Below are 14469 nucleotides of genomic sequence, written 5' to 3'. Positions count from 1 at the left end.
GATGGGGCACAGCAAACCTTATGCAGTCCGCGTGACGCTGATCAAACCGGCCGGGAGTGTCCGTGGGCGAGGCTAGCCTGGTCGGGTGACGATGGGTGACGCGCTGTTCCGAGGAGCCACGCCCCTCGCGGTCCGTATGCGGCCGGCATCGCTCGACGAGGTCGCCGGTCAAGGGCATCTCCTCCGTCCTGGGTCGCCGCTCGTGGCCCTCGCCGACCCGGAACGCGCAACCGCCGGGGCCGTATCGGTCATCCTGTGGGGTCCGCCCGGCACCGGCAAGACCACGCTGGCGCAGGCGATCGCCCGCACCTCGGGGCGCCGCTTCGTCGAACTGTCGGCGGTCACCGCTGGGGTCAAGGACGTCCGTGAGGTCATGCAGGAAGCGATGACGCAGCGGGACCTCTACGGCGTGTCCACGATCCTGTTCCTCGACGAGATCCACCGATTCACGAAGGCGCAGCAGGACGCGCTGCTTCCCGGCGTCGAGAACGGCTGGGTCATCCTGATTGCCGCGACGACCGAGAACCCGTCGTTCTCCGTCGTCTCGCCGCTGCTGTCGCGCTCGCTCCTGTTGACGCTGCAGCCGCTCACCGACGACGACCTCGCGATGCTCGTCGACCGCGCCGTCAGCGACGCGCGCGGCCTGGCGGGGGCGGTGACACTCTCCGACGAGGCGCGTGCCGCGATCGTGCATCTCGCCTCGGGCGATGCCCGGCGGGCGTTGACGTCCCTCGAAGCGGCCGCGGCGATGTCGATCCCCGACGACGACGAGACGCCGGTGATCACTGCGGAGCACGTCGCGCAGGCCGTCGATCGTGCACTGCTCCGGTACGACCGACAGGGCGACGAGCACTACGACGTCATCAGCGCGTTCATCAAGTCGATCCGAGGCTCCGACGCGGATGCCGCGATGCACTACCTCGCGCGGATGATCGAGGCCGGCGAGGATCCACGCTTCATCGCGCGGCGGCTCGTCATCTCGGCGGCGGAGGACATCGGCCTCGCCGACCCGCAGGCGCTCCAGATCGCGGTCGCCGCCGCCGACGCCGTGGCGTTCATCGGGATGCCGGAGGGGCGTATCCCGCTCGCTGAAGCGACGGCCTACCTGGCGACGACGGCGAAGTCGAACGCCGCCTACGCGGCGATCAACGCCGCCATCGCCGACGTCCGTGCGGGCGGGTTCGGCCGGGTGCCGCTGCACCTCCGCGACGCGCACTACGCGGGAGCGAAGCGGCTCGGCCACGGCAAGGGCTACATCTATCCGCATGACCTCGACGTCGGGGTCGCGACGCAGCAGTACCTCCCGGACGAGCTCGTCGGGCGGCGCTACTACGAGCCGACCGCGCGCGGCGTCGAGCGTGACATCGGCGCGCGCGTCGAGAAGATCCGGAAGATCCTCGGCGGCGACGCATGACCGACCCTTTCGACTGGCGTCTTCGCGGCTCGAAGTCCGTCTACGAGGGGTATGTGCGGGTGCGACGCGACACGTACGAGCTGCCCGGTGGGGTACTCAGCGACTGGGACGTGCAGACCCAGTCCGACACGGTGGCCGTCGTGGCATTCACGGCGACCTTCGACGTCGTCCTCTTCGAGCAGTTCCGCGTCGGTCCGGCACGAGCGATCGTCGAGATCCCCGGTGGCGCGGTCGACGAGGGGGAGACACCGGTCGAGGCCGCGGTCCGAGAGCTCGAGGAGGAGACGGGCTACCGGCCCGGCGCCGTGTTCCATGCGGGGTGGGAGTGGTCGGGGGCGAACTCGACGCGCCGCAAGCACGTCGTGGTCGCAGTCGACGGCGAGCGCGTCGGCGAGCCGAGCTGGGGCGACCACGAGATGGGCGTCGTCCACCTTCGGGCGGCATCCGATCTGCTGTCGCACCTGTTGAGCGGCGAACTCAGCGACGCCGGGGGAGCGCTGCGTGCGCTGCACGTGTTCGCTGAGGCGGCGGTGACACCGGGCCCGCTGCGAACCGCGCAGGCGCGCGTGCGTGACCTGCTCGTGCCGGGACCCGTGGTGGATGCGCCGGGGGACGCCTGGTCGCGTCGTGTCGCCGACCTGTGGGCGCGAGCCGACGACGACCAGCCGGATGAGCTGCGCCGCGCAATGGGGGAACTCGTACGCGAGCTGGGCGAAGGCGACCCCGAGGCGCTGTTCGAGCGTGCATCCGTCGAGGATTTCCTCGGGGAAGAGGCCGCGGCGATCCCGCTGTACCGGGCCGCACTCGACGCAGGACTCGACGGAACGAAGCGCACACAGGCATGTATCCAGCTCGCGAGTTCGCTCCGCAACGTCGGCGACGCTTCCGGCGCGATGGCGGTCCTCCGTCACGTGGATGCCGCCGACCCGCTCGCTCCGGCAGCGCACGCCTTCCTCGCGTTGGCGCTCCACGACGACGACAAGCCCACGCCCGCGCTGCGGACGGCCCTCGGCGAGCTCGCCCCACACCTGCCCGCGTATCGTCGCGCCGTATCGGCGTACGCGGCGGAGTTGCCGGCGCGCCGTCGCATCCGAGCGATCGCGGTCGGCCTGCTCGTGCGAGACGGGTGGGTCCTCGCCGAGCAGTACGGCGACCTCGACGACGGCGGATTCCTCCGGGCGCCCGGTGGTGGCATCGATATCGGGGAACGTGCGGTCGATGCCATGCACCGCGAGATCCGGGAGGAGCTCGGAGCGACGCTGACGGATGCCACGCTCCTCGATGTCGTCGAGAACATCTACGACCGACCTGGTCATTCCGGGCACGAGGTCGCTTTCGTCTTCGGCATCCGGAGCGATGAGCTCGAGGCGCTTCCGCGAGCGCGTCGCATCGACGTGCTCGACGGCGACACCTCGGTCGGCTGGTACCGGATCGCCGATCTCCGGTCGGCCGACGTGCCGTTCCACCCGGTGGGGATGCTGGACCACGCGGAACGCCTCGGCTGAAAGCCCCGGTCTGATAGGATTGATCGGCTCGAAACCGTGTTTTCGGGCATCCCCGTTCTTCTTTCCCACCTTTCGGCGTGCCCCGGCGTGCAGTCCGAGAGGGCGAGGAGCGGCGATACGCCCGTGAGCCGTGATCGACACGGCCACGTCATGGAAGGAAGTGCTTCGTGACCACGAAGTCTCAGGACCGCCGCAAGGTCCGCCTGTCGCGTGCCCTCGGCATCGCGCTGACCCCCAAGGCAGCCAAGTACCTCGAGAAGCGTCCCTACGCTCCGGGTGAGCACGGCCGCACCAAGCGCAAGCAGGACAGCGACTACGCCGTCCGCCTCCGCGAGAAGCAGCGTCTGCGCGAGCAGTACGGCATCCGCGAGAAGCAGCTTCGCAACACCTTCAACGAGGCCCGTCGCAAGGACGGACTGACCGGTGAGAACCTCGTCGAGCTGCTCGAGATGCGTCTCGACGCCCTCGTGCTGCGTGCCGGCTTCGCCCGCACCACCGCGCAGGCGCGCCAGCTCGTCGTGCACCGTCACATCCTCGTCGACGGCCAGCTCGTGGACCGCCCGTCGTTCCGCGTGAAGCCCGGCCAGACGATCCACGTCAAGGAGAAGAGCGAGGCGCTGGAGCCCTTCCAGGTCGCAGCCGCCGGCGGTCACGCCGAGGTTCTGCCCCCGGTTCCGGGTTACCTCGCTGTCGAGCTCGACAAGCTCCAGGCCCGTCTCGAGCGTCGCCCCAAGCGCGCCGAGGTTCCGGTGACCTGTGAAGTCCAGCTCGTCGTCGAGTACTACGCCGCGCGCTAAGTCACGCGGAACGTGTCTCGGGAAGGGGCGTCGGGGTGACCCGGCGCCCCTTCTGCTTTCCACCTAACATGGGAACCATGAAGAACGCGCTCTGGTTCGTGCTGGGCATCGCCGGCGGATTCGTCGTCGCCCACCTGGTCAACAAGGATCCGCGCGGACAGGAGCTCCTCTCGGAGGTCGACCTGCGCATCTCCGAGTTCACCGACCGCATCGCCGACGCGTATCACGCGCAGGAGGCGAAGATCGAAGGCCTGCTCGCAGACGCGAAGGCCGACACGACCGCGGCCGACGCTCCGCGCGCCGACGCCTGATCCAGCCCGACCCTGTCGCGGCGAGTAGCCGCGACGCTCACGCATGCCTCAAGGACCCCACATGAAGACCGCCGAGATCGCTCAGCGCTACCTGGACTTCTTCGAGAAGAAGGGGCACACGATCGTGCCCTCCGCCTCGCTCGTCACCGACGACCCGGCGCTGCTGTTCACGGTCGCGGGCATGGTCCCGTTCATCCCGTACCTCTCCGGTGACGTGCCCGCGCCCTATCCGAGCGCCGCGGACAACCAGAAGTGCATCCGGACGAACGACATCGAAGAGGTCGGCAAGACGCCTCGGCACGGCACCTTCTTCCAGATGCTCGGCAACTGGTCGTTCGGCGACTACTTCAAGGAAGGCGCGATCACCTACGCGTGGGAGCTCCTCACGTCGTCCGAGGAAGACGGCGGGCTCGGGTTCGACCCGAAGGACCTGTGGGTCACGGTGTACGAGGAGGACGACGAGGCGCACGACCTGTGGTTGAAGCTGTCGTCGCTGCCGGCGGAGCGCATCCAGCGCCTCGGCAAGGACACCAACTACTGGACGACCGGGCTTCCGGGTCCGGCTGGCCCCTGCTCGGAGATCTTCTTCGACCGCGGACCCGACTACGGCATCGACGGTGGCCCCGCCACCGACGATGACCGCTACGTCGAGATCTGGAACCTCGTCTTCATGCAGTACGAGATCACCAACGTGCGCTCGAAGTTCGAGTTCGACATCGTCGGCGAGTTGCCGGCGAAGAACATCGACACCGGCATGGGCCTCGAGCGCGTCGCGTTCATCAAGCAGGGCGTCGACAACATGTACGAGACCGATCAGGTGCGTCCGGTCCTCGACAAGGCCGTGGAGCTCTCGGGCCGCGCGTACGGCGCGAACCACGAGGACGATGTCCGGTTCCGGGTCGTTGCAGACCACATCCGCTCTTCCCTCATGCTGCTCTCCGACGGTGTCACGCCGTCGAACGACGGCCGCGGCTACATCCTTCGGCGTCTGATGCGCCGCGCGATCCGGTCCATGCGCCTGCTCGGCGTCGACGGGCCCAGCTTCGCCGAGCTCTTCGCGACGTCGCGCGACGCGATGAAGGCGGCGTACCCGATCGTCGGCACCGACTACGAGCGCCTCTCGCAGTACGCCCTCGCCGAAGAGGCGACGTTCCTTCGCACGCTCGCGTCGGGCTCCGAGATCCTCGACGAGTCGGTCGCCGCGACGAAGGCGGCGGGTGACGCCCAGCTGAGCGGCGCCCAGGCGTTCCTCCTGCACGACACCTACGGGTTCCCGATCGACCTGACGCTCGAGATCGTCGAGGAAGCGGGCATCACGGTCGACCGCGCCGCGTTCGACACGCTCATGACCGAGCAGCGCGAGCGCGCGAAGGCCGATGCTCGGTCGCGGAAGGGTCAGCTCGCCGACACGAGTGTCTACCGCGAACTTCGCGCCCAGGGCGAGACGGTCTTCACCGGGTACACCGATCTCGAGACCGAGTCCCGCATCCTCGGCATCCTCGTCGGTGGCGTGCCCACCGACCGCGCGACGCACGGCCAGATCGCCGAGGTCATCCTCGCGGAGACCGCGCTGTACGCCGAGTCCGGCGGCCAGGTCGCCGACAAGGGCGTCATCGTCGGGCCGGGCTTCGAGCTCGAGGTGCTCGACGTGCAGAAGCCCGTCCCCGGCCTCGTGAGCCACACCGTTGAGGTCACCACCGGTGAGGTCGGCGTCGGTCAGCCCGCGACGACGGTGGTGGATGCCGCGAACCGTCGTGCCGCGGCGCAGGCGCACTCCGCGACCCACCTCGTGCACGCCGCGCTTCGCGACACGCTGGGGAAGGGCGCGACGCAGGCGGGCTCGCTGAACCGCGCCGGGTACCTCCGCTTCGACTTCGCGTGGGGGCAGGCGCTGTCGCCCGAGACGCGCAGCGAGATCGAGGAGATCGCGAACAACGCGGTCCGCGACGACCTGCAGGTCACCACACGTGTCATGTCGCTGGACGAGGCGAAGGCCGCGGGTGCGATGGCGCTGTTCGGCGAGAAGTACGGTGACACCGTCCGCATGGTCGACATCGGCGGGCCCTGGTCGCGCGAGCTGTGCGCGGGCACCCACGTGGCATCCAGCGCGCAGGTCGGGCTCATCAATCTCGTCGGCGAGTCGTCCGTCGGTGCGTCGAACCGTCGCGTCGAGGCGCTCGTCGGTCTCGACGCCTTCCGCGAACTCGCCGCAGAGCGTGCGATCGTCTCGCAGCTCACGTCGAGCCTCAAGTCGCCCCGCGACCAGCTGCCCGCGCGTATCGCGGAGCTGCAGGCGAACCTGAAAGCGGCCGAGAAGAAGATCGCCGCGTTCGAGGCCAAGTCGCTCGGTGAGCGCGTCCCGGCGCTGGTCGGCACGGCGCAGCGTGCCGGCGCCGTCTCGGTCGTCGCGCAGTCGCTCGGCCAGGTGGCATCCGCCGACGATGTCCGCTCCGTCGCGCTCCAGGTGCGCGAGCGACTCGGCTCGGATGCCGCCGTCGTGGCGCTCGGCGCGGAGGTCGGCGGGCGTCCCGTGGTCATCGTCGCGACGAACGACGCCGCTCGCGCCGCCGGTGCGAAGGCCGGCGTGCTCGCGAAGGCTGCGGCCGGCGTGCTCGGCGGCGGCGGTGGCGGCCGCGATGACGTCGCACAGGGCGGTGGCGCGGATGTCGCGGCGCTCCCGGCCGCGCTCGCGGGCGTCGTCGATGCGCTGACGGGCGCCACCGCGTGAGTTCGTTCCGTCGCGGGGTGCGTCTCGGCATCGACCCGGGTAAGGCCCGCGTCGGTGTCGCACGGTGCGACCCGGACGGGATGCTGGCGGTGCCTGTCGAGACCGTGCCGCGCACCGAGGCGGCAGCCGCGCGGGTCGCGGAGATCGTGGCGGAGTACGACGCGATCGAGGTGCTCGTCGGACTGCCGATCAGCCTGAGTGGCGGAGAGACGGCCTCGACGGCCGACGCCCGGACGCTCGCTGCGGAGATCGCGGCGGCTGTCGCACCTGTCCAGGTGCGCCTCGTCGATGAGCGGCTCAGCACCGTGACAGCCCACGCCGCTCTCCGCCAGAGCGGGCGTTCTCAGAAGTCGTCTCGTAGGATCGTTGACCAAGTCGCCGCGGTCGTCCTGCTCCAGCAGGCGATCGACGTCGAGAAGCGCACCGGTGCCCCGGCCGGTCAGGCGCTCGCATCAACCCAGGAGCCCACCTGATGTCCGACACCCCGTCGTCTGACGATCCCGGCGTGCAGCCGCTCAGCCGCCGCGCGGCACGCGAGGCGCGCGCCGCCGATCAGGCCGGCACCGCGCCCGCGGCCGAGCCCACGACGAGCACGCCGCAGCCGACGCCGACGCGCCCGGCAGAGCCGGTTCCGCCCGCGACGTCTCGTCCGGCCGCCGCGTCGCTGGACGCACTGTTCGAGGATCAGGCGGCGAACGCTCCGGCGGCGGCGAAGCGTCACGCTCGTGACCGCAAGAAGAGCAAGGTCGCCGCGTGGACCGTGTTCGGTGTCGTCCTCGCCTTCATCGGCGCGCTCGTCGTCGGCTGCTTCTGGGTCTGGAACACCTACGAGGATCAGATCCGCGCCGTCATGGGCTGGGAGGAGCCGAAAGACTACGAGCCCGGGCTCGCGGAGGGTGAAGCCACCCTCACGATCGTGAGTGGCGACACCGGTGCCGACATCTCCACGACGCTCTTCGAAGCCGGCGTCACCAAGACGTCCGACGCGTTCTACTCGTACCTGATCGACACCGGCCAGAACCCCTCGTTCGTCCCGGGCGTCTTCTCGTTGCAGCAGAAGATGACCTCCGAGGCTGCGCTCGAAGCCATCCTCGACCCGGCGAACAAGCAGGAGAACACCGCGCAGCTGCGCGAGGGTCTCACCGTCGCACAGTCGGTCGAGCGCATCGCCGAGGGCGTGGGGCTTCCGCTCGAGGACGTGCAGGCGGCCGTCGCGGACCCGTCCGCGTACGGGATCGACGAGGACAGCCTCGAGGGATGGCTGTTCCCGGCGACGTACACGTTCGACCCCGACACGACGGCCGAGCAGGTGATCCAGCGGATGGTCGACCGGACCGTGCAGGCGTTGGATGCCGCGGGCGTGCCCGAGGAGCGGCGGCACGAGATCCTGACGATCGCATCCATCATCGAGAAGGAAGCGCGCTTCGAGAAGGACTTCTACAAGGTCTCGCGTGTGATCCAGAACCGCCTCGACCCGAGCAACAGCGAGACCAACGGCCTGCTGCAGATGGACTCGACCGCGCAGTACTTCTTCAGCGATCGCGAGGGCGGCACGAGCTCTCGCGAGGAGGAGCTGACGGACGACAACCCGTGGAACACGTACGTGCACACGGGGCTCCCGGTCGGTCCGATCGCGAACCCGGGCGAGCTGGCGATCAAGGCGGCGATGGAGCCGGAGGAGGGTCCGTGGCTCTACTTCGTTACCGTCAACCTCGACACCGGCGAGACCGTCTTCACGAACACGCTCTCGGAGCACAATGCGGCGGTCGAGCAGTGGCGGGCGTGGTGCTCCGACAACCCCGACGGGGGCTGCTGAGCCATGGCATCCGCCCTGGAGGTCTGGGGCGACCCGATCGAGCACAGCCTCTCGCCGCGACTGCACGCGGCGGCGTACCAGCTGCTCGGGTGGGACTGGACGTACGGTCGGCGTCGCGTCGACGAACGCTCGTTCGCCGGTGAGCTCGCCGGACTCGAGGGGGACTTCCGCGGGCTCTCGTTGACGATGCCGCTCAAGGGTGTCGCCTTTGCCGCCGCGCACACCCGCGACACCCGCGCTGAGGCGACGGGTGCCGTCAACACGCTCGTTCGAGACGCAGCGGGCTGGCGCGGGTTCAACACCGACGTCGGCGGCATCGTCGCGGCGTTCGCGGATGCCGGGATCGATCGGATCGATCGCGCGCGCATCGTCGGCGCGGGCGCGACCGCGACCTCGGCGGTCGTGGCCCTCGCCGAGCTCGGCGCCGACCGGATCGAGGTCGTTGCGCGCCGCCCCGAGGCTGCGGCACCCCTCGTCGCGCTCGGGGCGAAGCTGGGCGTCTCGGTCGACGCCTCATCGATCGACCAGCCCGATTCGGCCCCGATGGATGTCACGATCGGCACGCTGCCCGGCGGTGTCGTCCTCGCGGAACCGATCGCGGAGCGGTTGGCCGAGGACGGTGGCGGGCTGATGGACGTGGTCTACGGTCACTGGCCGACGTCGCTCAGCGTGGCGTGGACTCGTGTCGGCTTGCCCGTGCAGGACGGCACCGGGATGCTGCTGCACCAGGCGGTCCGGCAGATCCGCGCCTTCTCGACCGGGGATGTGATCGAGCCGCTACCGGATGAGGCTGCGGTGGTGGACGTCATGCGCCGTGCGCTCATGGGAGACTAGAGCAATGCTCCGCGTGCTCACGGCCGGCGAAAGCCACGGCCCCGAACTCGTCGCCGTCATGGAGGGTCTGCCCTCCGGCGTGCCGATCACCCTCGATGCGATCCGCGCCGACCTCGCGCGCCGCAAGCTCGGCTACGGCCGCGGCTCGCGGATGAAGTTCGAGGAGGACGAGCTGCACCTCTCGGGCGGCGTCCGCCACGGTCTGTCGCTCGGCAGCCCGATCGCGCTCCGCGTCGGCAACACCGAGTGGCCGAAGTGGGTCGAGGTCATGAGCCCCGAGCCCGTCGACCTCACCGAGAAGTCTCGCGGCCGCGGTGCTGCGCTCACGCGTCCCAGGCCCGGCCACGCCGATCTGGTCGGCATGCAGAAGTACGACTTCGACGAGGCGCGGCCGATCCTCGAGCGCGCCAGCGCCCGCGAGACCGCCGCGCGGGTCGCGCTCGGCGCCATCGCCCGTGCGTTCCTGTCGGAGCTCGGCATCCGCCTCGTCAGCCACACGCTGTCGATCGGCCCGGTCCAGGTGCCGGAGGGCCGCCCCGTTCCGACGCCCGACGATGTCGACGCGCTCGACGCTGACCCGCTGCGGTGCTTCGATGCAGAGACGAGCGCGGCGATGGTGACCGAAGTGGATGCCGCCAAGAAGGACGGCGACACCCTCGGTGGCATCGTCGAGGTGCTCGCCTACGGCCTCCCGCCGGGCCTCGGTTCGCACGTGCACTGGGATCGACGACTCGACGGCAAGCTCGCGCAGGCCCTCATGAGCATCCAGGCCATCAAGGGCGTCGAGGTCGGCGACGGCTTCGAGACAACTCGTCGGCGCGGTTCCGCCGCCCACGACGAGTTGTTCACCACGGACGACGGCATCACGCGCTCGTCGGATCGTGCCGGCGGTACCGAGGGCGGCATGTCCACCGGGACGGTCCTCCGGGTCCGCGCCGGCATGAAGCCAATCGCGACCGTCCCGCGCGCGCTCCGCACGATCGACGTGGCCACGGGCGACGCGGCATCCGCGCATCACCAGCGCTCGGACGTGTGCGCCGTGCCCGCTGCGGGCGTCGTCGCCGAAGCGATGGTCGCGATCGTGCTGGCCGAGTCGGTGCTCGAGAAGTTCGGCGGCGACAGCGTGCGCGAGACCCGTCGCAACCTCGAGAGCTACCTCGCAGCGATCCCGGAAGCGCTCAAGACGGCTCCCGCGTCGGAGGCCGCGCTCCTCGAGCATGACCTCGCCTGAGTCCGGCGCCGTCGTCCTCGTCGGCCCGATGGGGGCCGGCAAGACCAGCGTCGGCAAGCGTCTCGCGCGCCTGCTCGGCACCTCGTTCACCGACACGGATGCTGCGGTGGTGCGCGCCCACGGGCCGATCTCGTCGATCTTCGCCGAGCACGGCGAGGCGCACTTCCGCGCACTTGAGCGCCACGCGGTCGCCGACGCGCTCGCGAGCGGCGGCGTCGTCTCCCTCGGTGGGGGAGCCGTGCTCGACGTCACAACGCGCGACGCGCTCGCGGCCCACCGCGTGGTGCTGCTGACAGTTGCACCGAAGGTCGTGGCACACCGACTCGGTGAGGGCGCGAAGCGGCCCCTGCTCGCCGACGGCGACGAGACGCCGCTGCAGCGCTGGCAGCGCATTTACGACGAACGGCGGCCGCTGTACGAGGCCGTCGCCGACGTCACCTTCGATACCTCCTCAGGCCCGCTCGAGCACGTCGTCACGGCGATCGGCGAATGGGCACGCACCTCGGAAGGCACGCACCGATGACCACCACGACCATCAGCGTCACCGGCGCCACGCCGTACGACATCCTCGTCGGCCGTGGCCTGCTCGCGGGACTCCGCGACCACCTCGCGCCCACGGTGAAGAAGGTGCTGATCGTCCACACGCCGCGTCTCGGCGCGAAGGCAGCGGCGTTGCGGGAACAGCTCCTCGCCGACGGGACGCTCGAAGTGCTCACGGCAGAGGTCCCCGACGCCGAAGAGGGCAAGCGCATCGAGGTCGCCGCGTTCTGCTGGCAGGTCATGGGCCAGGCGGACTTCACCCGCACCGACGCCGTAATCGGGTTCGGCGGGGGAGCGGTGACCGACCTCGCGGGCTTCGTAGCTGCGTCGTGGCTGCGCGGCGTCCAAGTCATCCAGGTGCCGACGACGGTCCTGGGAATGGTCGATGCTGCGGTCGGCGGCAAGACCGGTGTCAACACCGCTGAGGGAAAGAACCTCGTCGGCGCGTTCTGGGCGCCGCGCGTCGTGCTGTGCGACCTGGACGTCCTCGACACCCTTCCCAAGAACGAGGCGGTCGCCGGGTTCGCGGAGGTCGTCAAGGCCGGGTTCATCTGGTTCCCCGAGATCCTCGACATCATCGAACGCGATCCGGATGCCGCGGTCGACACGACCACGGACGAGTTCCGTCGCTGCATCGAGCTCGCGATCGAGATGAAGGCCCGTGTCGTCAGCGAGGACTTCCGGGAGGCGGGGCTCCGCGAGGTGCTGAACTACGGCCATACGCTCGGGCACGCAATCGAGCACGCGGAGCGGTACCGGTGGCGCCACGGCGCTGCTATCTCGATCGGCATGCTCTACGCCGCCGAACTCGCGCGCCTTGCCGGGCGGCTGTCGGACGACGAGGCAGCACGTCACCGCCGCATCCTCGAGCTCCTCGGACTGCCGACGAGCTACCGGATGGACGGCTGGCAGCACCTCTTGGGTGTGATGCAGCGCGACAAGAAGTCCCGTGGCGGGATGCTGCGGTTCATCGTCCTCGACGAGATCGGCAAGCCGACGGTCATGCAGGCGCCGGACGAATCGCTGCTGTTCGCGGCGTATCAGGAGATCGCCGGGTGACATCCCCGGTCGTCCGCCGGGTCGCCCTCGCCGAGTGGCGGGAGATCCGTGCGCTGCGACTGCGTGCCGTCGAGGATCCGGACGCGGCGATTGCGTTCCTCACCTCACCGGCAGAGGAGCAGGCGCGCACCGACGGGTTCTGGCAGGATCGCGCCGCCGGCGCGGCGCTGTCGGATGATGCCGCACAGTTCGTGGCCGTCGACGGCGAGCGCTGGATCGGAGCCGTCACGGTGCTGCTGCGCCGGCCCGGCGACGAGGACCACCTCGGCCGAGACGTCACCGCGCCGCGTGCCGACATCGTCGGCGTGTATCTTGAGCAGCCTGCGCGCGGTCGTGGCATCCTCGGGGAACTCCTCGCCGCTGCGGGCCGATTCGCCGCCGAACGCGGTGCCGATGCGCTGCACCTGGACGTCCACGTCGACAACGCCCGCGCGCAGGCCGCCTATCGGAAGCTCGGGTTCGAACCCACCGGCGAGACGTTCACGAGTTCGATCGGCGATGAACTCGTCATGCGGATGCCGCTGGCGTGACGCGGCACATCGATGCGGCGGCATCCCTCGATAGGGTCGAGTCGTGACCACGCCCCGTCGACTGCTGCTCGTGAACGGTCCGAACCTCAACCTCCTCGGCATCCGGGAACCCGATGTCTACGGCCACGAGACCCTCGCCGATGTGGAGGCGCTCGTGACCGCGACTGCCGCCGATGCCGGCTTCGAGGTGCGTGCCGTGCAGAGCAACCACGAGGGTGTGCTGATCGACGCGATCCACGCCGCACGCACCGACTGCGCCGGGATCGTCATCAACCCGGCCGGGCTCACGCACACGTCGGTGTCGCTGCGCGACGCGCTCTCGGGTGTGGCCCTCCCGGTCGCGGAGGTGCACATCTCCGACGTCCGCACTCGCGAGGCGTTCCGCCACCACTCGTACGTCGCCGACGTGGCCGTCGTGCACGTCATCGGCCAGGGCGTCCCCGGCTACGCCGAAGCGACGCGCCTCCTCCTGGACCAGATCGGCGCCTGACCGCCAGCGGGGGTCGCGGCGAGCGGCATCCCGTAGAATCGACCCTTGGCCGCTCCGGCCGCGAACTCACTGAACGGAATCCTCACGCTCATGGCATCCACCGCAGACATCAAGAACGGCGTCGTCCTGTCGATCGACGGGCAGCTCTGGAGCGTCGTGGAGTTCCAGCACGTCAAGCCCGGCAAGGGTGGCGCGTTCGTCCGCACCAAGCTGAAGAACGTCGTCTCGGGCAAGGTCGTCGACCGCACCTACAACGCAGGCGCGAAGATCGAGATCGAGAACGTCGACCGCCGCGACTTCACGTACCTGTACAACGACGGCGAGAGCTTCGTCTTCATGGACGTCGCCGACTACGACCAGCTGAACGTGTCGGCCACGGTCGTCGGCGATGCGGCGAACTACCTCCTGGAGAACCAGCAGGTGCAGATCGCCCTCAACAACGGCAACCCGCTGTACGTCGAGATGCCGGCATCCGTCGTCCTCGAGATCACGTACACCGAGCCGGGCCTGCAGGGCGACCGCTCGTCGGCCGGCACGAAGCCCGCGACGCTCGAAACCGGCTACGAGATCCAGGTGCCGCTGTTCGTGGACCAGGGCACCAAGGTCAAGGTCGACACGCGCACCGGGGACTACCTCGGCCGCGTGAACTGACCACCCGATGAGCGCTCGGAGCAAGGCGCGCAAGCGCGCCCTCGACATCCTCTTCCAGTCCGACGTGCGCGGCGACGACCTCGCCGTCACGCTCGCCGCCGAGGCGAAGCGGGCCGCGAGCGAGCCGGCGCGCGAGAGCTCCTGGCTCTACGCGCGCGACATCGTCGACGGCGTCATCGACGCCCGTGACGAGATCGACGAGCAGATCGTCACGCACGCGCGCGACTGGAAGCTCGAGCGGATGCCGGCCGTCGACCGCGCGATCTTGCGGATCGCGGTGTGGGAGATCCTTCACAACGACGAGGTCCCCACCGCTGTCGCAATCGACGAGGCTGTCGAGCTCGCCAAGGAGTTCTCGACCGACGACTCCGGCTCGTTCGTCCACGGCGTCCTCGCCCGCATCGCCCGCGCCTGACGGCAGGCTCGGCCTTCGGTCCGCCTCCGCGCGGACATCGCCCTCCCAGCGTTTGCCTCTGCGGTGTTCGTCCGCTGGAGCGCAGATCGCCGCGGGAGCGCAGGCTCATATGCACCGTGCCGCGGCAGCGGAGGTGCAGCCGACAACC

General features: G+C 69.8%; 15 protein-coding genes. All 15 read left to right on the top strand.

The window, feature by feature from the left end; translation table 11 throughout:
- The first annotated feature begins 91 nt into the window (after positions 1-91).
- The 15 genes from QNI14_RS04780 to nusB all read left to right on the top strand — a co-directional run bounded on the left by QNI14_RS04780 (position 92) and on the right by nusB (position 14321).
- On the top strand, positions 92-1414 hold the full coding sequence (locus QNI14_RS04780) for a replication-associated recombination protein A (RefSeq protein ID WP_283715290.1): 1323 nt from the start codon (positions 92-94) through the stop codon (positions 1412-1414).
- Positions 1411-2919, top strand: a complete 1509-nt coding sequence (locus QNI14_RS04775) for a tetratricopeptide repeat protein (protein WP_283715223.1) — start codon at positions 1411-1413, stop codon at positions 2917-2919. Before QNI14_RS04780 ends, QNI14_RS04775 begins: the two co-directional genes overlap by 4 nt.
- 167 nt (positions 2920-3086) lie before the next feature.
- A complete protein-coding gene (gene rpsD, locus QNI14_RS04770; RefSeq protein WP_283715222.1) occupies positions 3087-3716 on the top strand; it encodes a 30S ribosomal protein S4 in 630 nt (209 codons plus the stop codon).
- Between the two features lie 77 nt (positions 3717-3793).
- A complete protein-coding gene (locus tag QNI14_RS04765) occupies positions 3794-4027 on the top strand; it encodes an ATPase (RefSeq protein WP_283715221.1) in 234 nt (77 codons plus the stop codon).
- 61 nt (positions 4028-4088) lie between these two features.
- Positions 4089-6755, top strand: coding sequence for an alanine--tRNA ligase (gene alaS, locus QNI14_RS04760; protein ID WP_283715220.1), 2667 nt, complete (start codon positions 4089-4091; stop codon positions 6753-6755).
- Positions 6752-7228 (top strand): Holliday junction resolvase RuvX, encoded by a 477-nt coding sequence (gene ruvX / locus QNI14_RS04755; protein ID WP_283715219.1) that lies wholly within the window; start codon positions 6752-6754, stop codon positions 7226-7228. The genes alaS and ruvX overlap by 4 nt, the downstream gene beginning before the upstream one ends.
- Positions 7228-8571, top strand: a complete 1344-nt coding sequence (gene mltG / locus QNI14_RS04750; protein WP_283715218.1) for an endolytic transglycosylase MltG — start codon at positions 7228-7230, stop codon at positions 8569-8571. Before ruvX ends, mltG begins: the two co-directional genes overlap by 1 nt.
- 3 nt (positions 8572-8574) lie before the next feature.
- Positions 8575-9405, top strand: coding sequence for a shikimate dehydrogenase family protein (locus QNI14_RS04745; protein ID WP_283715217.1), 831 nt, complete (start codon positions 8575-8577; stop codon positions 9403-9405).
- 4 nt (positions 9406-9409) lie between these two features.
- Positions 9410-10636, top strand: coding sequence for a chorismate synthase (gene aroC, locus QNI14_RS04740; RefSeq protein ID WP_283715216.1), 1227 nt, complete (start codon positions 9410-9412; stop codon positions 10634-10636).
- Complete coding sequence (locus QNI14_RS04735; RefSeq protein WP_283715215.1) at positions 10623-11159, top strand: shikimate kinase; 537 nt, start codon at positions 10623-10625, stop codon at positions 11157-11159. The genes aroC and QNI14_RS04735 overlap by 14 nt, the downstream gene beginning before the upstream one ends.
- Positions 11156-12235 (top strand): 3-dehydroquinate synthase, encoded by a 1080-nt coding sequence (aroB, locus tag QNI14_RS04730; protein WP_283715213.1) that lies wholly within the window; start codon positions 11156-11158, stop codon positions 12233-12235. Before QNI14_RS04735 ends, aroB begins: the two co-directional genes overlap by 4 nt.
- Entirely contained in the window at positions 12232-12765 is a 534-nt protein-coding gene (locus QNI14_RS04725) for a GNAT family N-acetyltransferase (RefSeq protein ID WP_283715212.1), read from the top strand. The genes aroB and QNI14_RS04725 overlap by 4 nt, the downstream gene beginning before the upstream one ends.
- A gap of 43 nt (positions 12766-12808) precedes the next feature.
- Positions 12809-13255 (top strand): type II 3-dehydroquinate dehydratase, encoded by a 447-nt coding sequence (locus tag QNI14_RS04720; protein WP_283715211.1) that lies wholly within the window; start codon positions 12809-12811, stop codon positions 13253-13255.
- Positions 13256-13345: 90 nt separating this feature from the next.
- Positions 13346-13906: an elongation factor P gene (gene efp, locus QNI14_RS04715; protein WP_283715288.1), complete on the top strand. Its 561-nt coding sequence runs from the start codon at positions 13346-13348 to the stop codon at positions 13904-13906.
- Positions 13907-13913: 7 nt separating this feature from the next.
- Positions 13914-14321 carry a transcription antitermination factor NusB gene (gene nusB, locus QNI14_RS04710; RefSeq protein WP_283715210.1) on the top strand — a complete coding sequence of 136 codons (408 nt, stop codon included), beginning with the start codon at positions 13914-13916 and terminating at the stop codon, positions 14319-14321.
- Positions 14322-14469 lie beyond the last annotated feature (148 nt).

The organism is Microbacterium dauci, from assembly GCF_030065535.1.
In the GTDB taxonomy this organism is placed as follows: Bacteria; Actinomycetota; Actinomycetes; order Actinomycetales; family Microbacteriaceae; genus Microbacterium; species Microbacterium dauci.
Note: the sequence above shows the minus strand (reverse complement) of the source record. Positions and strands in the feature narration are given on the sequence as shown.